The organism is Streptomyces sp. NPDC001927, from assembly GCF_053594455.1.
Genome location: NZ_JBSFEN010000001.1, coordinates 20941 through 41783 on the forward strand (window position 1 = coordinate 20941; position 20843 = coordinate 41783).

Here is a 20843-nt window from a genome sequence, read left to right on the forward strand (position 1 = left end):
TCCAGCACCCCGGCGGCGGCCCGGCTTCCGGCCCACCGCCCCCACCCCTCCGTACCCGCAGGAATCGCACCCGCTCATCCGACCCGAAGGGCCGCACCGTGACCCTGACCGCCTCCGGGCCGACGGCGGCGCCCGTCCCGCCGTCGCCGGCCCGGCCCTCCGGACCGGCGCGCCGACGCAGACGGTCCGCGCTCGTCCCGTACGCCTACATCGCCCCGTTCTTCACCCTGTTCGCGGCCTTCGGCCTGTTCCCGCTGCTCTACACCGCGTTCGTCTCGCTCTACCGCGTCGAGCTGCAGACCCCCGGCGACATGGAGTGGCGCGGCTTCGGCAACTACACGGCGCTGCTCACCGACGAGTTCTTCTGGACCGCGCTCCGCAACACGTTCACCATCGGGGTCCTGTCCACCGTCCCGCAGCTCGCGATGGCGCTCGGCCTCGCCCATCTGCTCAACTACAAGCTCCGTGGCCGGACGTTCTTCCGTACGGCGATGCTGCTGCCCTACGCGACCTCCGTCGCCGCCGCCACCCTCGTCTTCGCCCAGCTCTTCGGGCACGACTACGGACTCGTCAACTACGCGCTCTCGCTGGTCGGTTTCGACCCCGTCGACTGGCAGAACAACACGGTCGCCTCGCAGATCGCGGTCTCCTCGATCGTCGTCTGGCGCTGGACCGGCTACAACGCGCTGATCTATCTCGCGGGCATGCAGTCGATCCCCTCCGAGCTGTACGAGGCGGCGGAGATGGACGGGGCGTCGCGCTGGCGGCAGTTCTTCCATGTCACCCTGCCCGGGCTGCGGCCCACGATCGTCTTCACCACCGTCGTCTCCACGATCGGCGCGACCCAGCTCTTCGGTGAGCCCCTGCTCTTCGAGGGGTCGATCTCGGGCGGCATCTCGCACCAGTACCAGACGCTCGGGCTCTACCTCTACGAACAGGGCTGGGGCTTCTTCCATCTCGGCCGCGCGGCCGCCATCGCCTGGCTGATGTTCCTGCTCATTCTCGTCCTCGTCGGGGTCAACGCCCTGATCGTGCGGCGCCGTTCACGGAAGGAGGGCCGCGCGTGACCACCCGTGTCGCCGGCCGTACCGGGCGCGGGGGCCGGGTCACGTACGCCGTCCTGATCCTCGCCGTCCTCGTCTCGGCCTTCCCGTTCTACTGGACGATCGTCGCCGCCAGCCGTTCCAACGCCGATCTCGCGCAGGTGCCGCCGACGCTGCTGCCGGGGCCGAACCTGATGCGCAACTTCGAGGCGGTGATGGAGGAGGCGGACATCGGCAAGGCCCTGTTCAACTCGCTCATCGTCTCCGGCTCCATCACCGTCGGCACCGTGCTCTGCTGCACCCTGGCCGGGTTCGCCTTCGCCAAGCTGCGCTTCCGGGGCCGGGGCGCGCTCCTCGCGATCACCGTCGGCACGATGATGATCCCGCCGCAGCTCGGCGTGATCCCGCTCTTCATGCTCATCGCCGAACTGGGCTGGGTGAACCAGCTGCAGTCCGTGATCCTGCCCGGTCTGGTCTCGGCCTTCGGGGTGTTCTTCATGCGCCAGTTCCTGGTGCAGTCGCTGCCCGACGAGCTGATCGAGGCGGCCCGGGTCGACGGGGCGTCCTCGGCGCGGATCTTCTGGTCGATCGTGGTGCCCGTGGCCCGGCCTGGCATGGCGGTGCTGGGGCTGCTCACCTTCATGGCCGCCTGGAACGACTTCTTCTGGCCGATCATCGCGCTGTCCTCGCAGGAGCCGACCGTGCAGGTCGCCCTCCGCCAGCTCGGCGGCGGCTATGTCCACGACCAGTCCGTGATCATGGCCGGCACCCTGCTCGGCACGCTGCCCGTGCTGCTCGTCTTCGGCCTGCTCGGCCGGCAGATCGTCGGCGGCATCATGCAGGGCGCCGTCAAGGGCTGAGCAGGTGGCCGACCGTACCCTCTTCCTCTCACAGGAGTTCTCCCTCCATGAACGCTCTCTTCCCTGACGGCTTCCGCTGGGGCGCGGCCACCGCCGCCTACCAGATCGAGGGGGCCGCCACCGAGGACGGCCGCACCCCGTCCATCTGGGACACCTTCAGCCGTACGCCGGGCAAGGTGCGCAACGGCGACACCGGTGACATCGCCGCCGACCACTACCACCGGGTCCGTGAGGACGTGGCCCTGATGAAGGAGCTCGGCCTCACCGACTACCGGTTCTCCCTCTCCTGGTCCCGGGTCCAGCCGACCGGTCGCGGCCCGGCCGTCCAGAAGGGCCTCGACTTCTACCGGGGCCTGGCGGACGAGCTGCTCGAAGCCGGGATCCGGCCGGTCGCCACGCTGTACCACTGGGACCTGCCCCAGGAGCTGGAAGATGCGGGCGGCTGGCCGGAGCGGGTGACGGCGGAACGCTTCGCCGAGTACGCGGGGCTCGCCGCCGAGGCGCTCGGCGACCGGATCACCACCTGGACGACCCTCAACGAGCCCTGGTGCGCGGCCTTCCTCGGTTACGGCTCCGGTGTGCACGCCCCGGGCCGTACCGACGACGCGGCCGCGCTGCGCGCCGCCCACCACCTCAACCTGGCCCACGGCCTGGCCGCCCAGGCGCTGCGCGCGGCCGTGCCCGCCTCGGCCGAGCTCTCGCTGACCCTCAACCTGCACTCGATCAGGCCGCTGTCCTCCTCCTCCGAGGACGCGGACGCGGCCCGCCGGATCGACGCCGTCGCCAACCGGATCTTCCTCGACCCGGTCTTCCACGGCCGCCTGCCGGCCGACCTGGTCGAGGACACGGCGGGGATCACGGACTGGTCCTTCGTCCGGGACGGCGACCTGGAGGCGATCTCGACCCCGATCGACTCGCTCGGCATCAACTACTACACGCCCACCATCGTGGGCGCCGGTGTCTCGGAGTCACCGTCGCCGTACCCCGGCGCGCCGGGCATGGTGCGGTTCGAGCCCGCGCCGGGGCCGCGTACGGCGATGGACTGGCCGGTGGACGCGGACGGGCTGTACGAGCTGCTGGTCCGGCTCCGGGACGAGCTGCCCGGGGTGCCGCTCCTGATCACCGAGAACGGCGCGGCGTACGACGACTACGCCGACCCGGAGGGCGAGGTCCACGACCCCGAGCGGGTGGCGTACCTCGACGCGCACCTGGCGGCCGCGCACCGCGCGCTCGCCGAAGGCGTCGACCTGCGCGGGTACTTCCTCTGGTCGCTCCTGGACAACTTCGAGTGGGCCTACGGCTACGGCAAGCGGTTCGGGATCGTGCACGTGGACTTCGCGAGCCAGCGCCGTACGCCGAAGGACAGCGCGCGCTGGTACGCGGAGGTCATCGGACGCGGGGGCCTGGCGCGCTGAGCGCTAGCGCTGGGCGGACGCGGCTTGGCGCCGGGCCTCCTGGCGCGCCTTTCGGGCGAGGGGGAGGTAGCGCAGCCGTTCGGGGAGTACGGGCACGACGGCCCGTACGACCCGGGCGAAGCGGCGGAGCCGGCGCTCCTGCTCGTCGGTCCACTCCAGGCCGATGGCCTCGCGGGCTTCCGGCGGCATCAGGCCGACGGTGACGAAGGCGCGGAAGCGGGCGAGGCGGGGAAGGAGTACCGGCCACAGGAGCCTGAGCAGCAGCCGCAGCGGCAGCGGGCCCCGGTCGGGCGGCGGGACGGGCTGGTCGACGGCGGTCAGCTCGCGCAGGACGGCGGTGGCCTCCAGCTCGTCGAGCCTCTTGCGGAAGTACGGCCAGAACTCCTCGACCGTCTGGGGCATGTCCCGGTCGTGGATGCCGAGGATGCGGCCGACCTGGAGCCACTCGGCGTAGAGCTGCCGTTCCTGGGCCTCGGTGAGCGGGCGGTAGAGCAGGCGCAGGCCGTGGTGGTAGACGGGGAAGCCGGTGGCGTGCACCCAGGAGTAGTGGGCCGGGGTGAGCGCGTGGTAGCGGCGGCCGTGGGCGTCGACGCCCTGGATGTCCCGGTGGAGTCTGCGGAGCCGGCGCCCCTCCTCGGCCGCGGCCTCGCCGCCGTACACCCAGAGCTGTACGGAGCGCAGGGAGCGCTCGCCCCGGCCCCAGGGGTCGGTGCGGAAGACGGAGTGCTCGTCGACGCCCGCGCCGACGGCGGGGTGGGCGACCTGGAGGGCGAGGGCGGCGGGCAGCATGAGGAGCCCCCGGACGTCCCCGGCGACGCTCCAGAGGACACCGCCGGCGGGCGGCGGCTGGGGCGTCTCGGCCGGGTGCGGTGCGGTCATGCGGGCGGTTCCTCTCACGTACTCAGCCTGCCCCGTTCCGGGCCTTTCCGGCAAAGGGCACAAAAGATCGGGGCCGCGTCCCGGGCGTCGGCCCGGGGCGCGGCCCCGATCACGTGGTGCGGTGCTGCGTGGTGCAGTACGGCGCTGTCCGTCAGGCGCGGTCGGCGCCGACCGGCTCGCCGACGATGCGGCCGGCCAGGGCGCGGGCCCAGGCCTCGACGTCCTGGTTGAGCTCGCGCTCGGCGGACTCGCGCTCGGCGGCGATGCTGGCGGTACCGGCGGCGAGGATGGCCTCGCGCTCGCGGGTGCCCTCGGCACGGGCGGCGGCGATGGCGGCGGCGCCCTCCTCGGTGGCCTGCGAACGGATGCGGGCGGCCTCGTGGCGCGCCTCGGCCAGCTCGGCCTCGTACTGCTCGCGGATCTCCGCGGCCTGGGCACGGAGGCCTTCGGCGCGGTCTTCGCCACCCGCGATGGCGTCCTCGCGCTGAGCGAGGGTGCGGTTGATCTTCGGCAGGATGCCCTTGGCCAGGATCAGGAAGGTCAGGGCGAACAGCACCACGCCAAGGATCAGCTCAGCCGTGACGGGGTTGAGCGGACCGAGGTCCATGTCGAAGATCGTCGAATTCTGCGCGAGGGTCATGCGCGCATCTTACCTGGTCCAAGAAGCGACAATTCAGGCATCAGGACGAGAGTTGACGGCAGAGTTGGCATGTTCGTGCCGGGCTCGCAAGATTCCCGGCATCCAACGGCTACCGGAAGGTAACTAGGGCTGATTGCATGTGCGTCGCCGGTCGAACCCCCACTCAGAATCGGGAGATCCTGTGTCCCCGCTCGCCCCGCTCCACCGCAGATTCCTCGGTGCCGCCGTGTCCGGCGCGCTCGCCGCCGCCACGCTCGCCGCGACCGCCCCCGGAGCGTCCGCCGCCTCCGCCGCCGAGACGCCCCGGCTGAAGGTGCTCACGTACAACGCCTTCCTGTTCAGCAAGACGCTCTACCCCAACTGGGGCCAGGACCACCGGGCCAAGGCGATACCCGCCGCGTCCTTCTACCAGGGCCAGGACGTGGTCGTGATCCAGGAGGCCTTCGACAACTCCTCCTCGGACGCGCTCAAGGCGAACTCGTCCGCCCAGTACCCGTACCAGACGCCCGTCATGGGCCGCAGCAAGAGCGGCTGGGACGCGACCAGCGGGGCGTACTCCGCCACGACGCCCGAGGACGGCGGCGTGACGATCCTCAGCAAGTGGCCGATCGTCCGCAAGGAGCAGTACGTCTACAAGGACGCCTGCGGCGCGGACTGGTACTCGAACAAGGGCTTCGTCTACACCGTCCTCAACGTGAACGGCACCAAGGTCCACGTCGTCGGTACGCACGCCCAGTCCACGGACCCGGGCTGCTCGGCGGGCGAGGCGGCGCAGATGCGCAGCCGCCAGTTCAAGGCGATGGACGCCTTCCTCGACGGCAAGAACATCCCGGCGAACGAGCAGGTCATCGTGGCCGGCGACATGAACGTCGACTCGCGGACCTCCGAGTACGGCACGATGCTCGCCGACGCGGGCCTGGTGGGCGCGGACGCGCGTACCGGTCACCCGTACTCCTTCGACACCGAGCTGAACTCGATCGCCTCCTACCGCTACCCGGACGACCCGCGCGAGGACCTCGACTACGTCCTCTTCCGCTCCGGCAACGCGCGCCCGGCGAACTGGACCAACAACGTGGTCCTGGAGCAGAGCGCGCCCTGGACGGTCTCCAGCTGGGGCACGCAGTACACGTACACGAACCTGTCGGACCACTACCCGGTGACGGCGTACTGACCTGATCCGGTCTGACCTTGTTTGACCTGGTCCGAGCTTGCCCGACCGGCCCGGGGTTCGAGGACGAGCCGTCCTTGAGCCCCGGGCCGGCGTCCCTACACTGGCCGGCATGGCATGCCGCATCAGTGAGCTGGTCATCGAGTGCGCGGACCCCGAGCGGCTCGCCGCGTTCTGGAGCGAGGTGCTCGGCTACGTCGAGCTCGTCCGCGAGGACGACGGCAGCATCGAGATCGGGCCGCCGGACGCCGGACCCGGCGGCGCGCGGCCCACGCTCGTCCTCAGCCCGAGCAGCGAGCCCAGGACCGGGCCGCGCCGGATGCACTTCGACGTCAACGCCACCGACCGGGACCAGGACGCCGAACTGGAGCGCCTGCTCGCCCTCGGTGCCAGGCCCGCCGACGTCGGCCAGACCGGCGAGGAGAGCTGGCACGTCCTGGAGGACCCGGAAGGCAACGCGTTCTGCCTCCTGCGGGCCCGACTGCAGGCCCTCTGACGTCGTCCGCGCCCAGTGCCTAGGGCCGGGCGGCGAGCGCGTCCATCACCGCCCCGGCCACCGCGCGCATCCGGTGCCGGCGGAGATCCAGGACGGGGGTGAGGGTCGAGAGGCCGTGGGTGGCCAGCAGATTCATCAGGGCCCAGATCGCGTCGGGGCGGCCCGTGAGGGGGAGCTCCCGGCCGTCGGGGGTGATGACCGTGGCCTCGGTGGTGCCGGCGAGGAGGTTGGTGCGGGACCAGTCGATGACGTACGCGCCGCCGTTCGGGCTCGCGTACAGGACGACGTCCTTGGTGCGGTGCAGGACCGCGAGGTAGTTCACGGGGACGGTCAGCCGGCGGGCGGCGTCGAACGGGGGTGTGCCGTCGGCGGGCTGGATGCGCAGCACCGTGTCGAGGACCGGCCCGTGGTCCTGGAAGGTGTCCGTCGGGCTCATCTTGAGGAACCGGCCGCGGACCAGGACTCCGCCGCGGCGCGACCAGCGCCGGCTGACGGAGCCGAAGGCCGCCGGATCGCCCGGGAGGCTGTCCACGATCCACCGGGACTCCTCGCCCGGCTCGGTCACCGGTGCGCGCTCCTCGGGAAACGTTCGGGCCCATTCGGCGACGGCGGTGTAGCGCGCCGCCGTGGCCGCGTCGAGGCGACGGAGGTCGATCGTGTCGCCGGCCATCGCGATGCCGCCGACGTCCCGGGAGATCCGCATCTGCCGCAACTGGCGCCCTGTGAACCGGGTGATGTCCGTCGTCCGGCCGTCGAGGTCGATGACCCTGCCGGTCCTGGTGCCCGCGAGCAGGGTGCTGCGCGGCCAGAGCGGGGTGACCTTGCCGGCCGGGTCGACGAGGACGGCCAGGCGGCCCGCGGTGACCGCCGACAGACAGACGGAGGGCACCCGCCACTCGTCCGTGACCTCGAACTCCCCGGCGCCGTCGGGCCCTTCCTCGTCGCGCACCCGCAGCTTCAGACGGACCAGGGGCGTGAACTCGTCGGGGGTGTACGTGCCCGAGTAGGTCGTGAAGGTCGCCTCGCCCTCGGGGCTGTACCGCACGAGCGAGGCCTCCAGGACGTCCGCCCGCTCCAGCCGTGCCTGCGGGTGGCCCCGCGGGGACTCCGGCGCCCACAGGACGAAGGTGTGCTCGCCGTACGGGACGACGTCCTCGTCCTCGGCCGTGTCCCGGCGGGTGATCCGGGGGAACTGCCTGCGTGCGGTCGTGCGGGCCATGAAGGGGATGGGTGCCGAGACGGCCAGTCCGGCGGCGAGCGCGATCCAGGCCCAGTCCTCCCCGTGGCTCCAGGCGACACCTCCGGCGACGAGCCCGATGGGGCCGGGAGCGCACAGGACGACGGCGAGCAGCAGGTGGCCCACCATCACCCCGCCGTAGCTGCGCTGCCTCTCCACGACGGCCACGGTGCCTACCCGCCGAAAGTGCTGTAGGCCCACAGTCCGACGACACCGGCGACGCATATCAGCACCGCCCATGAGGCGAGGCCCGTGTGACGTCTCTTCCGGGGCCGAGGGGCCTGGTCCTCGCTTCTGCCCTTGCTCTTGGCGGGGCGCTCGGTACGGGCCCTGGGCGGCCGGGTCTCCGCGGCGGCGACGTCGGCGAGCAGGCGGCGGCAGACCGCGGCCAGCTCGGTCGTACCGACGGAGAGGTCGACCACGATCTCCGAGCGGGCCGGTGCCGTGGTGCCGCCGTCCAGGAGGCGGCCGGCGCGCAGCCGCGCCTGGTTCCTGCCACCGGTCGGGGCCAGACTGATCCAGCGCTCCACGTGTTCCCCCCGGATCACGACACCGCCCCCGCGCTCCCGGTACACGGTGTGCTCCCGCCACAGGACCGCGGCCAACTCCGTGGCCGTCTCCCTGAGTTCCGTGTACATGACCCTCCCCTGTCAGCAAACCCCGTGGTCGAACAAGCATGTGACTCTAGCGGCAGGTACACGCCAGGCGCCGCGCGGGCCACCGCCTACGCCTCGAAGTCGTACACGGTGACCCCGATCCCCCGCCCGACCAGCCGCTCCACTATCAACGGCTCGACGAGCGCCCACTTCCCACCCGCAAGCCCGCACCCGATCCGCGGCATGTGCACGGAGGCCCCCAACTCCTCCGCCTTCACGGCAAGCCGCGCGAGCCCCGCGTCAATGGCCTCGTACCGCACGGGCACACCACTGCTCCGCCCGGTCCGTATCCCGCGCTGCCCCACCAGGTTGGCCACCCACACGTACGGCTCGACCTGGACGAACTGGGCCGCCCCGAGCCCGAAGTCGTTCCGCGCCCGCTCCCGGTGCCAGGCGCGGTAGGCCTGCTCCGGTTCGGGCCAGCGCCGCGACAGCGCGAGGACGAACCCCTTGCCCCAGCCGCCCAGGTCGTTGCAGACATGCGCGATGATCTTGACGCCCTTGCCCTGCGGCGCGCTGGCGTCCCCCCGTACGTACGTGATCCCCGTCCCCGTCATGCTCCCAAGGTACGAGCCACCACTGACAGTCTCAGTTCTGTGCCGGCTGTTCCTTGGTGACCCGGGTGCCGGGGTGGGCGAGGGCGCACAGGAAGGCGATGGCCAGGGCGATCGCCATGGCGTAGAAGACCCACTGGTTGGCCTCGGCGAAGTCCATGCGGATCGCGTCTCCGGCGCCTTGGAGGGCCTTCGCCACCGGGCCGTCGCCGGTGGGGGCCCGGCCGTCCGGGTGGCCCGTGACGGCCTCCGCGACGTGGCGGGCCGTCTCTTCCGCCTCGGCGGGCGGCAGACCGCGCTGCTGGAGCGTCGTGGTGATCCGGTCCGTGGAGACGTGGGTCAGGATGGTGCCGAGCACGGCCATTCCGATGGCGGCCGCGTAGTTGCGGACGGTCTGGGTGATACCGGTGACCTCGCCGTACGAGGCGCCAATGGAGCGGTTGACCGCGTCGGTGGAGGCGGGGGCCAGCAGGAATCCGATGCCGGCGCCCGCCATGGCCGCGTACGGCCACTGGTCGTGCATCGACAGGTCGGTCAGTTTCTCCGCCCAGAGGTAGAAGCCGACCGCACCCAGCGCACAGCCGATCTTCATCGCCGGGCGGGCGCCGCGCTTGTCGAGGATCTTGCCGCCCCACTGGGAGGCGATGCCGAAGCCGAGGAAGAAGTACAGCAGGTACAGCGCGGCCTGGTTGGCCGAGGCGCTCAGCGACACCTGGGCGTAGACGGACGCGAAGAAGAACACCGGGACGAACGCGAGCATCGCGAAGAACAGCACCAGGTTGTCGACGGTGAAGGCCCGGTCCCGGAAGACCTCGAAGTTGATCAGCGGGTGCACGGTCCGCCGCTCGTACGCGAAGAAGAGCACCAGGACCGCCAGACCGCCGACGACGCAGACCCAGGTCGCGACGCTGCTCCAGCCCCAGGCCGAGGCCTGCTGGAAGCCCAGCACGCTCAGCCCCATGCCGGCGGCGACGAGTACGGCTCCGACGACGTCGAGGCGCTCCCGACGCCGGCTCTCGGGGATCCGGGCCATCACCGTGAGCACGATCGCGATGACGGCGACCGGCACGTTGACCCAGAAGATCGCCCGCCACGTCCATTGGGTGAGCCAGCCGCCCAGCAGGGGGCCGAGGGCGGTCAGGGCGCCGGAAAGACCGAAGAACAGAGCCAGCGCCCGGCCGCGTCGTTCGACGGGGAACACGGCGATGACGACGGCCAGTGCCGCCGGGAACATCAGGGCGGCGCCCAGGCCCTGGGTGGCGCGGAAGACGATGAGCCACGTCTGCGCGAAGTCGTCGTCGGGAACGCAGCCGCACAGCACCGACGAGACGACGAAGAGCACGGTGCCCACCAGCATGATCCGCCGGTGCCCGAAGAGGTCGGAGAGCCGCCCGCCGAGCGCGAAGAACGCGGCGAGGGCGAGCAGATAGGCATTGACGACCCACTGCATCCCGGACGCGGAGAGGCCGAGCTCGGAGGTGATGTTCGGCGCGGCGATCGACACGATGGTCTGATCGATGAACGTCATGGACACCGCGAAGAGCATCGCCGCCAGGGCGAGATTCTGGCGCGGAGCCCCTGAGCCCGCGCCGGCGGCCGGACCGGAGGATGTGGAAGTGCCTGCCATGTACGGATGATCACCCTGGACCGCCCCACCTGCATGCCGGGCTCACCCACACGCGACGACGGCAACGGCATACGGACGCCGTCGCCGGCGACCTCAGGTCTTCGACGACCACCAGGCCGGGGAGAAGCCGATGGACCAGACATCCCCTCCCTCGGGTCCTCCGGCGACGACGAAGATCCTCGCGCCGGAAATCGAGGTCGGGCATCGGGCCAGGCCAGAACGGACCCTGCCGACGCCGCGCACGGGGCATCGCGCCGCCGGCAAAGCCGCCTGACGCTTTTACAACACCAGTGAGACAGCAATACTGTTGCACCGATGGCATAGAGGGAACGGCACGGCACCGGAAGCGAGGCGTCTCCGATGGGTACCGAGACCGAGGAGCACGCGTCGACGTTCACCGTCGACGAGCTGGCCGCGCGGGCGGGTGTGACCGTGCGGACCGTACGGTTCTACAGCACCAAGGGGCTGTTGCCGCCGCCGGTCATCGGGCCGCGCCGGGTCGGGCGCTACGGAGCCGACCACCTCTCCCGACTGGCTCTGATCGAGGAGCTTCAGCGGCAGGGGATGACGCTCGCGGCCATCGAGCGGTATCTGCACCAGCTGCCGCCCGACCTCAGCGCACGGGACCTCGCCGTCCACCGCGCGCTCGTCGCCTCCTGGGCGCCCGAGTCCGCCGAGGAGATCACTCGGCGCGAGCTGGAGCGGCGCGCCGGGCGGGCGCTCGCCGACGCGGACGTCGACCGGCTCGCCGCGATGGGCGTCCTCGACAAGGGCGCCGACCCGGAGGTCTTCCGGCTGGACGCCACGCTGCTGCGACTCGGGGTCGAGCTCCTCGACGTCCCCATCGCCCACGAGACGATCCTCGCCTCCCGCACGGTTCTCCTCGAACACGCCCGCGCGGCCGCCCACGAGCTCTCCCGGCTCTTCCGCGACGAGGTGTGGAACCCGTACCGCGAGAGCGCCGAGGACCCGGACCACGTCGCCGCGATGAAGTCGCTCTCCGCGCACATGCAGCCGATGGTGATCCAGGCCCTGGTGACCGCGTTCCAGCGGTCCTTGCGGGAGGAGCTGCGGGAGGCGTTCGGTACGGAGGAGCCGGCGGCGGAGGAGGCCGACTAGCCGAGCAGCTTCGGAAGGGTGCCGGGGGTCAGGCCGATCCACAGGTCGTCGCTCTCCCGGATCACGTACATCGCGTCGCGGTCCACGTCCCACCCCAGGGGCACGACGTAGTACCGCCCGTCGCGTTCTAGGAGCAGCCGCAGTCCGGTGTAGCGGTAACGATGGCGCACCCCGCTCGGTAGGAGGTCCTTCGTGACCTCACCGGTGGGGAAGGCCAGCCGATGGCTGCTGAGGAGCATCACGCCGGGCCACTCGGTGACATGGCGGGCGCGGGACCGTGCGTCCCGTTCGGCGGTCTGCACGGTGACCTGGGTGAGCCCCCAGAAGGCGAAGACACCGGCCGCGAAGACCGGCAGCGCCCGGCGCCGGAATCCCTGCGGCCGTCGCCCGCTCGCGTCACGGAACTGCCCCATCAGCAGCCCGGCCGCGATGATCAGCGGGGCGACCCACCCGTAGGGCTGGATCTCGGTCCACAGGGCGAGCAGGACCACCCCGGTGAGTACGACCGGGAGTTGCAGTCGGCTCGCGAGGACCTCCGCGCGGGAGGGCTCGCGGGACGCCGATCCCCCGCTCGCGCGGGCCTTTTCCCCGAACCAGGGGCCGGAAACCAGGAGCACGATCACGCCGATGGCCACCAGGGCCTCCAGCTTGAGCATGTGGAGGCTCTGCGTCACCTGCTCGCCGAAGCCCAGGTCGAGCGCGCTGAGCGAGAGATGGAAGTACGCGAAGAAGGTGCTGGTGTACATCGCCCCCAGGTAGAACATGAGGGCGGCGATGAACGTCCCTTGCGCGATCACGATCTTCAGAAGCGCGGTAGGGCTTGTCGGGTCGTTCCCGCTCGCCGGATCGCTCCCCCGGGCCTGCCGCACGGCCTCCTGATCGTGCGGCGGCTGCTCCTCGGGCTCGCTCACGTGCCGTCGGGATCGGGCTGCTCCGGCGGGACGGGCGGCTGGGGCTTGGGGCTGTCCGGCACCAGGCTGGGGCTCGGCGCGCTGGTCGGGCCGTCGTCGTCGGTGCGTGTGGCTGTCGGCGGGGGCGGTGGCGGCGCGATCGAGGGGTCGCCGTCGCCCGTGGGCTGAGTGTCCCCGCCCGGATCCTCGTCGAGTTCCTCGTCCGTGTCCTCGGACGTCTCCTCGGTCACGACCGAGGGCGTGGGGTCCACCGGCTCCTTCTTGTCGGGGTCGCACCCGGTGAGCAGGGCGACGCCGCACGTGCTGAGCAGGGCAAGTCTGGCGATCCGGAACCAGCGACCGGTCTTCACCCGCATCCGACCTCCTTGATCGGCTGCGAGCGTAAGCGGCCCCGGTGCACCCGGCCCGGCCCCGCGCGCAACGGCCCCGCCGCGACCCTCGATCGGATGATCGAGGGGTGACGCGGCGGGGCCGTTCAGCCGAGCCGAGCAACGTCACGCGTCACGCGTCCGTGAAGACCTCGCCCCGCTCCGCCTTCTCCACCAGCAGCGCCGGCGGCTGGAAGCGGTCGCCGTACTTCTCCGCCAGTTCACGCGCGCGTGCCACGAAGCCGGGCAGGCCGCCCTCGTAGCCGTTGATGTACTGGAGCACGCCTCCGGTCCACGCCGGGAAGCCGATGCCCATGATGGAGCCGATGTTGGCGTCGGCGACCGAGGTCAGGACGTTCTCCTCCAGGCAGCGGACCGAGTCCAGCGCCTCGGAGAAGAGCATCCGCTCCTTCATGTCCTCGAACGGGATCTCCACGTCCGGGCGCCCGAAGTGCTCGCGCAGGCCCGGCCAGAGGCCGACGCGCTTGCCGGTCTCGTCGTACGTGTAGAAGCCCGCGCCGCCGCTGCGTCCCGTACGGCCGAACTCGTCGACCATCCGGTCGATGACCGCGTCCGAGGGGTGCCCGGCCCACGTGCCGCCGGCCTCCTCGACCGCGCGCCGCGTCTCGTTGCGGATCTTGCGCGGCAGCGTGAGGGTCAGCTCGTCCATCAGGGAGAGGACCTTGGCCGGGTAGCCGGCCTGCGCCGCCGCCTGCTCGATCGAGGCGGGCTCGACGCCCTCGCCGACCATGGCCACGCCCTCGTTGATGAACTGCCCGATCACCCGCGAGGTGAAGAAGCCGCGCGAGTCGTTGACGACGATCGGGGTCTTCTTGATCTGCCGTACGAGGTCGAAGGCGCGGGCCAGCGCCTCGTCGCCGGTGCGCTCGCCCTTGATGATCTCCACGAGCGGCATCTTGTCGACCGGGGAGAAGAAGTGCAGGCCGATGAAGTCCTCCGGGCGGGAGACCCCCTCGGCGAGGACGGTGATCGGCAGTGTCGAGGTGTTGGAGCAGAGGAGCGCGTCCGGCTCGACGACGTCCTGGATCTCCTCGAAGACCTTGTGCTTGAGCGCGGTGTCCTCGAAGACGGCCTCGATCACGGCGTCGCAGCCCGCGAGGTCGGCCGGGTCGGCCGTCGGGGTGATGCGGGCGAGGAGTTCGTCCGCCTTCGCCTGGGTCGTACGGCCCCGGGAGACGGCCTTGGCACACAGCTTCTCGGAGTACGCCTTGCCCTTGGCCGCGGACTCCGCCGAGACGTCCTTGAGGACGACGTCGATGCCGGCGCGGGCGCAGGAGTAGGCGATGCCGGCGCCCATCATGCCCGCGCCGAGGACGGCGACCTTGCGGACGCGGCGCGGCTCGATCCCCTGGGGGCGGTTGGCGCCGGAGTTGACGGCCTGGAGGTCGAAGAAGAAGGCCTGGATCATGTTCTTCGCCGTCTGGCCGGTGACCAGCTCGGTGAAGTAGCGGGCCTCGATGGTCAGCGCGGTCTCGAAGTCGACCTGGGAGCCCTCGACGGCGCAGGCGAGGATGTTGCGCGGGGCCGGGTAGGGCGCGCCGTTCAGCTGCTTCTTCAGATTGGCGGGGAAGGCCGGCAGGTTGGCGGCGAACCGGGGGTTCGACGGCGTTCCGCCGGGGATCTTGTACCCCTTGACGTCCCAGGGCTGCTGCGACTCGGGGTTGGCGTCGATGAAGGCGCGCGCCTTGGCGAGCATCTCCTCGGGCGTGGCCGCGACCTCGTGGACCAGGCCGTTCTCCAGGGCGCGCTGCGGGGAGTACTGGGTGCCCTGGAGAAGGACCTTCAGGAGGGCGTCGGCGATGCCCATGAGGCGTACGGTGCGGGTGACGCCGCCGCCCGCCGGGAGGAGGCCGAGGGTGACCTCGGGCAGGCCGATCTTGGAGCCGGGGGTGTCGAGCGCGACGCGGTGGTGGGAGGCGAGGGCGATCTCGTAACCGCCGCCGAGGGCCGCGCCGTTGATCGCGGCGACGACGGGCTTGCCGAGGGTCTCGATGCGGCGCAGGGAGCGCTTGATCTCCGTACCGGTGTCGAAGGCGAGCCGGGCGTCCTCCGGGCGGAGCCGGACCATGTCCTTGAGGTCGCCGCCCGCGAAGAAGGTCTTCTTGGCGGAGGTGTAGATGATGCCGCGGATGGAGTCCTTCTCGGCCTCCGCGCGGTCGGCGATGGCCGCGATCGAGTCCTTGAACGCCTGGTTCATGGTGTTCGCGGACTGGTTCGGGTCGTCGAGGACGAGGGTGACGACGCCGGTCTCGTCCTGCTCCCAGCGGATGGTGGTGCTCTGGCTGCTCATTGCTGCTTCTCCGTAAGGCTGGTGGGACGGACGGTCAGACGCGCTCGACGATGGTGGCGACGCCCATGCCGCCGCCGACGCACAGCGTCACCAGGCCGTAGCGCTTGTCCTGGCGCTCCAGCTCGTCGACGACCGTGCCGAGGATCATCGCGCCGGTGGCGCCCAGCGGGTGGCCGAGCGCGATGGCGCCGCCGTTGACGTTGACCTTGTCCAGGCTGATGCCCATGTCCTTGACGAAGCGGAGCACGACACCCGCGAAGGCCTCGTTGATCTCGACCAGGTCGATGTCGTCCATCGTCAGACCGGCCTTGGCGAGTGCCTTGCGGGTCGCCGGGGCGGGTCCGGTGAGCATGATGGTCGGCTCGGAGCCGGAGACGGCCGCGGCGACGATCCGGGCGCGGGGCGTCAGACCGTACCGCTCGCCGACGGCGCGGGAGCCGATGGCGACGAGCGAGGCGCCGTCGACGATGCCGGAGGAGTTGCCGGCGTGGTGGACGTGGTCGATCTTCTCCACCCAGTGGTACTTCTGCAGCGCGACCGCGTCGAAGCCGCCCATGTCGCCGATGCCGGCGAAGGAGGGCTTGAGGGCGGCGAGCGAGTCGGCGGTGGTGCCCGGGCGCATGTGCTCGTCGCGGTCGAGGACGACCAGGCCGCTGCGCCGGTCCGTGACGGGGACGACGGAGCGGTCGAAACGGCCGTCCTTCCAGGCGGCCGCGGCGCGCTCCTGGGAGAGCGCGGCGTACTCGTCGACGTCGCGGCGCGAGAAGCCCTCGATGGTGGCGATGAGGTCGGCGCCGATGCCCTGGGGCACGAAGCCGGTCTCGAAGTTGGTCATCGGGTCGGCGAACCAGGCGCCGCCGTCGGAGGCCATCGGGACGCGCGACATGGACTCGACGCCACCGGCGAGGACCAGCTCCTCCCAGCCCGAGCGGACCTTCATCGCGGCCATGTTGACGGCTTCGAGGCCGGAGGCACAGAAGCGGTTCTCCTGGACGCCGGCGACGGTGTCGGGCAGGCCGGCCGCGATGGCGGCGATCCGGGCGATGTCGGAGCCCTGGTCGCCGACCGGGCCGACGACACCGAGGACGATGTCGTCGATGGCGGCCGGGTCGAGGCCGGGGAAGCGGCCCTGGAGTTCGTGGATGAGTCCGACGACCAGGTCGATGGGCTTGGTGCCGTGCAGGGCGCCATTGGCCTTGCCCCGACCGCGCGGGGTGCGGATCGCGTCGTACACATACGCTTCGGTGCTCACGAGCAGCCTTTCAACGATTCAGCGATGAGGGTGGAGGGGAAGTCAGCCCAGCAGGGAACGTCCGATGATCTCCTTCATGATCTCGGTCGTGCCGCCGTAGATGGTCTGGATACGGCCGTCCGTGAACGCCCTGGCGACCGGGAACTCGGCCATGTAGCCGTACCCCCCGTGCAGTTGGAGGCACCGGTCGGCGACGCGCTTCTGCAGCTCGGTCGCCCACCACTTGGCCATCGAGGCGTGGACGGCGTCGAGCTCCCCGTTCGAGTGATCGACGATGCACCGGTCGAGGAACGTACGGGTGACGGCGCACTCGGTCGCCATCTCGGCGATCTCGAAGCGGATGTGCTGGAGCTTGGCCAGCGGGCGCCCGAAGGCCTCCCGCTCCTTCACGTACCGGGTGGTGATCTCCAGGAGGTGTTCGGCGGCGGCGATGCCGGCCACCGCGATGGCCATCCGCTCCTGGGCGAGGTTGGTCATGAGGTGGACGAAGGCGCCGTTCAGCTCGCCGAGGAGGTTCTCCTTGGGGACGCGGACGTCGTGGAAGAAGAGTTCGGCGGTGTCCTGGGACTTCTGGCCGATCTTGTCCAGGTTCCGGCCGCGCTCGAACCCCTCCATGCCCCGCTCGACCACGAGCAGCGAGAGCCCGTGCGCCCCGCCCTCGGGCGTCGTCCTCGCGACCACGATCACCAGGTCGGCGAGGATCCCGTTGGAGATGAAGGTCTTGGAGCCGTTGAGCACCCAGTGGTCGCCCCGGTCCTCGGCGCTCGTCCGGATGCCCTGGAGGTCGGAGCCGGCGCCCGGCTCGGTCATCGCTATCGCCGTGATCAGCTCGCCCGTGCAGAAGCCGGGCAGCCAGCGGCGCTTCTGCTCCTCGGTGGCGAGCGAGGTGAGGTACGGGCCGATGATGTCGTTGTGCAGGCCGAGGGCGATGCCGGGCGCGCCCGCCCGGGTGAACTCCTCGGCGAGGACGGCGCTGTAGCGGAAGTCGGGGTTGCCGCCGCCTCCGTACTCCTCGTCCACCGCCAGGCCGAGCAGCCCCTGGCGCCCGGCGGCGAGCCAGGCCTCGCGCGCGACGATGCCGTCCTTCTCCCACTGCTCGTAGTGGGGCAGCACCTCCTTGGCGAGGAAGGTACGGACGGTGGCGCGGAAGTCCTCGTGGTCGGCGGTGTAGAGCAGGCGCTTCATGCTTCCTGGCCTTTCAGGGAGGGGACGGCCCAGTCGCGGGCGATCTCGTCGGTGTCGGCGCCGGGCAGCGCGGGGCCGGTACGGACGGTCCCGGGGGTGGCGGAGAAGCGGGGCGCGGGGGCCGGCTGGGTGAGGCCGCCGTGCTCGACGAAGGTGGCCCGGGCGGCGAGGTGCGGGTGGGCGGGGGCCTCGCGCAGCGAGAGCACGGGGGCGACGCAGGCGTCGCTGCCCGCGAAGACGGCCGTCCACTCGTCTCTCGTACGGGTACGGAAGCGGGCGGCGACGGCGGTACGGAGCTCGTCCCAGCGGCCGAAGTCGCGGCGGGCGGGGGCGAGGTCCTCGATGCCGAGAAGCCGGACGAACTCGTCGTAGAACTGCTGCTCCAGGGCGCCGACGGCCATGTATCCGCCGTCGGAGGTCTCGTACGTGCCGTAGAACGGGCAGCCGCCGTCGAGCAGGTTGACTCCGCGCCGGTCCTGCCAGCCGCCTGCCGCGAGCATGCCGTGGATCATGGTGGCGAGGTGCGCGGAGCCGTCGACGATGGCGGCGTCGACGACCTGGCCCTCGCCGTGCGCGCGGGCGTGCTGGAGCGCGGCGAGGACGCCGACGACGAGGTAGAGCGAACCGCCCGCGTAGTCGCCGACGAGGTTGGCGGGGACGGTGGGCGGGCCGTCCGGGTCGGGGCCGATCATGCCGAGGGTGCCGGTGATCGCGAGGTACGCGATGTCGTGTCCCGCGGTCGCGGCGAGGGGGCCGTCCTGGCCCCAGCCGGTCATCCGGCCGTAGACGAGCTTCGGGTTGCGGGCGAGGCAGGCGTCGGGGCCGACGCCGAGGCGTTCGGCGACGCCGGGCCGGTAGCCCTCGATCAGGATGTCGGCCCGCTCGACCAGGTCGAGGACGGTCGCGGGGCCGCCGTCGGCCTTGAGGTCGACGAGGGCGGAGCGCTTGTTGCGGTTGGTGAGGTCGTACGCGGGGTCGATGCCGAGCCCGGGACCGCCCGGTCGGTCGACGCGTACGACATCGGCGCCGAGGTCCGCGAGGAGCATGGCCGCGAACGGCCCGGGCCCGATCCCCGCCAGCTCCACCACGCGCACCCCGGAGAGCGGCCCGTCCGAGGTGGTGCGGTGCGTCGCCGTCGTCGCCGCCATCGAGCCCCCAGCTATGTGACACCAATGATGTAACACCGGTGATGCTAGGAACGTGTTCCACTCCGCACAAGACCCCAGGCCGAGCAAGCGCTTGGAATTTCGCCGCGGAACCTGCCGGGCCCCGATCGGCGCCGGATAGGGTCCCGTCATGCGCACATCACGACGCGGAATGACCGCCCTGCTCGCCGTACCGCTCGCGGCCGCCCTGCTCATCTCGTGCTCCGCCTCGGGAGAGGACACCGCGGCGGACGCGACGGCCGGCTCGACCGCCTCGCCGGTCGCCACGGGAGCCGACGGGGGCGCGGGCGCCGAAGCGAGCACGGACCCCGGCGTGGCGGAGGCGACCGACGGGGAGCCCACGCCCGGTCCCGAGCTGGTGCGGGACGCCTTCGCCGGGCTGCAGGCCACGCTCAATGACAGCTGCGCCACCGACTGCGCGTACTTCCTGGGCCGCGTCCACGAGGAGCTCGACGGGCTCGACCGCGCCATGAAGGCGGACCCGAAGGGGCCGGGCCACTTCCCCGAGCCGATCGCCTGGATCGAGAAGCTGCGGACCACCCTGGCGGGCGACACCACGTACCCGAACCTGAAGAAGCACCAGACCCTGCTGATCTCCACCCGGGACCGGATCAACACCTGGATGCAGGGCCACCCGGACGACTACCGCTGACGGATCCTCCCGGAGCTACCGCTAGGCTCCGCGCTCGCAGATGAAGCAGGGGAAGCCGCAGGGGAAGGCGAGGGCCGTATGGAGAACGGGAACGGTGTGGAGCGGGACACGGCGGAGCGGGCGTACGACGTCGTGCTCTTCGGGGCAACGGGGTTCGTCGGCGAGCTCACCGCGGAGTATCTGGCCGAGCACGCGCCGCCCGGGTTCCGGTGGGCGCTCGCCGGGCGCAGCCGCGCCAAGCTGAGCGCGCTGCGCGAGCGCCTCGCGGCGCGGTGGCCCCGCTGCGCCGAGCTGCCGCTCGTCGTCGCGGACTCCACGGACGCGGCGTCCCTGCGCGAACTGGCCACGTCGACACGGGTGGTGGCCACCACGGTCGGCCCGTACATCTGGTACGGCGAGCAGTTGGTGGCGGCGTGCGCGGAGGCCGGCACGGACTACGTGGACCTCACCGGCGAGCCGGAGTTCGTCGACGAGATGTACGTACGCCACGACGCCCGCGCCCGGGAGACCGGCGCGCGGATCGTGCACGCGTGCGGCTTCGACTCCGTACCGCACGACCTGGGCGCCTACTTCACCGTCCAGCAGCTGCCCAAGGACGTCCCGCTGCGGATCGACGGCTTCGTGCGCGTCGGCGCCATCTTCTCGGGCGGCACGTTCGCGTCCGCCCTGACGGCGATGGGGCGCGGCCGGGAGACCCTGCGCGCCGCGCGCGAACGGCGGCTGCACGAGCCCCGGTTGGTGGGCCGCAGGGCGCGCGCCCCGATCGGCGGGCCGCGCTTCAGCCGGGAGACCGGCACCTGGGCGCTGCCGCTGCCGACCATAGACGCCCAGGTGGTGGCCCGTTCGGCCCGCGCGCTCGACGCGTACGGCCCCGACTTCGTCTACCGGCACTACGCCTCGGTCAAGACGCTCCCGATGGCGATCGGCGGCTCCGCCCTGGTCGGCTCAGGGCTTGCAGCGGCCCAACTCGCGCCCGTACGGCGCTGGCTGATGAGTCGTTACGAGGCCGGGCAGGGCCCGAGCGAGGAGCGGCGCGCACGGAGCTGGTTCACCGTGCGCTTCGTCGGCGAGGGCGGCGGACGGCGCGTCTTCACGGAGGTCTCGGGCGGCGACCCGGGGTACGGCGAGACGGCGAAGATCCTCGCCGAGTCGGCGCTCTGCCTCGCCCTGGACGACGGCCTGCCGAAGACCTCGGGACAGGTCACGACGGCGGTCGCGATGGGCGACGCGCTGATCGACCGGCTGCGGGCGGCCGGCATCCGCTTCCGGGTGGCGTACAAGGGCTGACGCCTCCCCGGGTGCCG

Annotated in this window: 20 protein-coding genes; 8 read left to right on the forward strand and 12 right to left on the reverse strand. The window is 71.5% G+C overall.

The features are described 5' to 3' along the window. Positions 1-98 precede the first annotated feature (98 nt). The 3 genes from ACWCO8_RS00085 to ACWCO8_RS00095 are packed head-to-tail and all read left to right on the forward strand — an operon-like array spanning position 99 to position 3318. Positions 99-1067, forward strand: coding sequence for a carbohydrate ABC transporter permease (locus ACWCO8_RS00085; RefSeq protein WP_451030159.1), 969 nt, complete (start codon positions 99-101; stop codon positions 1065-1067). Then, entirely contained in the window at positions 1064-1903 is an 840-nt protein-coding gene (locus ACWCO8_RS00090; protein ID WP_362002647.1) for a carbohydrate ABC transporter permease, read from the forward strand. The genes ACWCO8_RS00085 and ACWCO8_RS00090 overlap by 4 nt, the downstream gene beginning before the upstream one ends. Before the next feature lie 47 nt (positions 1904-1950). After that, on the forward strand, positions 1951-3318 hold the full coding sequence (locus tag ACWCO8_RS00095) for a GH1 family beta-glucosidase (protein ID WP_451030160.1): 1368 nt from the start codon (positions 1951-1953) through the stop codon (positions 3316-3318). 3 nt (positions 3319-3321) lie between these two features. On the opposite strand, the gene ACWCO8_RS00100 is transcribed toward ACWCO8_RS00095, so the two are convergent. Continuing rightward, entirely contained in the window at positions 3322-4197 is an 876-nt protein-coding gene (locus ACWCO8_RS00100; protein WP_451030161.1) for an oxygenase MpaB family protein, read from the reverse strand. Positions 4198-4348: 151 nt separating this feature from the next. Further along, a complete protein-coding gene (locus tag ACWCO8_RS00105; RefSeq protein ID WP_362002642.1) occupies positions 4349-4837 on the reverse strand; it encodes a F0F1 ATP synthase subunit B family protein in 489 nt (162 codons plus the stop codon). 181 nt (positions 4838-5018) lie between these two features. Here ACWCO8_RS00105 and sph point away from each other — a divergent pair, with 181 nt between their 5' ends. Continuing rightward, positions 5019-6008: a sphingomyelin phosphodiesterase gene (sph, locus tag ACWCO8_RS00110; protein WP_451030162.1), complete on the forward strand. Its 990-nt coding sequence runs from the start codon at positions 5019-5021 to the stop codon at positions 6006-6008. Positions 6009-6117: 109 nt separating this feature from the next. After that, complete coding sequence (locus ACWCO8_RS00115; protein ID WP_451030163.1) at positions 6118-6501, forward strand: VOC family protein; 384 nt, start codon at positions 6118-6120, stop codon at positions 6499-6501. A 19-nt stretch (positions 6502-6520) separates the two neighbouring features. Here ACWCO8_RS00115 and ACWCO8_RS00120 read toward each other — a convergent pair whose 3' ends face one another. The 4 genes from ACWCO8_RS00120 to ACWCO8_RS00135 all read right to left on the reverse strand — a co-directional run bounded on the left by ACWCO8_RS00120 (position 6521) and on the right by ACWCO8_RS00135 (position 10575). Continuing rightward, positions 6521-7897: a hypothetical protein gene (locus tag ACWCO8_RS00120; protein ID WP_451030164.1), complete on the reverse strand. Its 1377-nt coding sequence runs from the start codon at positions 7895-7897 to the stop codon at positions 6521-6523. Between the two features lie 14 nt (positions 7898-7911). Continuing rightward, on the reverse strand, positions 7912-8376 hold the full coding sequence (locus tag ACWCO8_RS00125; RefSeq protein ID WP_451030165.1) for a hypothetical protein: 465 nt from the start codon (positions 8374-8376) through the stop codon (positions 7912-7914). Positions 8377-8462: 86 nt separating this feature from the next. Then, positions 8463-8951: a macro domain-containing protein gene (locus ACWCO8_RS00130; RefSeq protein ID WP_451030166.1), complete on the reverse strand. Its 489-nt coding sequence runs from the start codon at positions 8949-8951 to the stop codon at positions 8463-8465. A gap of 31 nt (positions 8952-8982) precedes the next feature. Next, on the reverse strand, positions 8983-10575 hold the full coding sequence (locus ACWCO8_RS00135) for an MFS transporter (RefSeq protein WP_451030167.1): 1593 nt from the start codon (positions 10573-10575) through the stop codon (positions 8983-8985). 360 nt (positions 10576-10935) lie between these two features. Here ACWCO8_RS00135 and ACWCO8_RS00140 point away from each other — a divergent pair, with 360 nt between their 5' ends. After that, entirely contained in the window at positions 10936-11694 is a 759-nt protein-coding gene (locus ACWCO8_RS00140) for a MerR family transcriptional regulator (protein WP_451030168.1), read from the forward strand. On the opposite strand, the gene ACWCO8_RS00145 is transcribed toward ACWCO8_RS00140, so the two are convergent. From ACWCO8_RS00145 to ACWCO8_RS00170, 6 genes are all read right to left on the reverse strand, one after another. Next, a complete protein-coding gene (locus tag ACWCO8_RS00145; RefSeq protein WP_451030169.1) occupies positions 11691-12605 on the reverse strand; it encodes a hypothetical protein in 915 nt (304 codons plus the stop codon). The two genes, ACWCO8_RS00140 and ACWCO8_RS00145, sit on opposite strands and share 4 nt — an antisense overlap. Next, positions 12602-12961, reverse strand: a complete 360-nt coding sequence (locus tag ACWCO8_RS00150) for a hypothetical protein (protein ID WP_451030170.1) — start codon at positions 12959-12961, stop codon at positions 12602-12604. Before ACWCO8_RS00150 ends, ACWCO8_RS00145 begins: the two co-directional genes overlap by 4 nt. Before the next feature lie 145 nt (positions 12962-13106). Continuing rightward, complete coding sequence (locus tag ACWCO8_RS00155; protein ID WP_451030171.1) at positions 13107-15284, reverse strand: 3-hydroxyacyl-CoA dehydrogenase NAD-binding domain-containing protein; 2178 nt, start codon at positions 15282-15284, stop codon at positions 13107-13109. Between the two features lie 34 nt (positions 15285-15318). Further along, positions 15319-16536 carry an acetyl-CoA C-acetyltransferase gene (locus ACWCO8_RS00160; protein WP_362002622.1) on the reverse strand — a complete coding sequence of 406 codons (1218 nt, stop codon included), beginning with the start codon at positions 16534-16536 and terminating at the stop codon, positions 15319-15321. A 42-nt stretch (positions 16537-16578) separates the two neighbouring features. Further along, the gene (locus ACWCO8_RS00165; protein WP_451030172.1) at positions 16579-17721 is read right to left on the reverse strand and encodes an acyl-CoA dehydrogenase family protein; all 1143 of its coding nucleotides are present in this window, start codon (positions 17719-17721) and stop codon (positions 16579-16581) included. Next, on the reverse strand, positions 17718-18869 hold the full coding sequence (locus tag ACWCO8_RS00170; RefSeq protein WP_451030173.1) for a CaiB/BaiF CoA transferase family protein: 1152 nt from the start codon (positions 18867-18869) through the stop codon (positions 17718-17720). The genes ACWCO8_RS00165 and ACWCO8_RS00170 overlap by 4 nt, the downstream gene beginning before the upstream one ends. A gap of 148 nt (positions 18870-19017) precedes the next feature. Here ACWCO8_RS00170 and ACWCO8_RS00175 point away from each other — a divergent pair, with 148 nt between their 5' ends. Both ACWCO8_RS00175 and ACWCO8_RS00180 read left to right on the forward strand, forming a co-directional pair. After that, a complete protein-coding gene (locus ACWCO8_RS00175; protein WP_451030174.1) occupies positions 19018-19539 on the forward strand; it encodes a hypothetical protein in 522 nt (173 codons plus the stop codon). Between the two features lie 78 nt (positions 19540-19617). After that, positions 19618-20826 carry a saccharopine dehydrogenase family protein gene (locus tag ACWCO8_RS00180; RefSeq protein WP_451030175.1) on the forward strand — a complete coding sequence of 403 codons (1209 nt, stop codon included), beginning with the start codon at positions 19618-19620 and terminating at the stop codon, positions 20824-20826. The last annotated feature ends 17 nt before the right edge of the window (positions 20827-20843 follow it).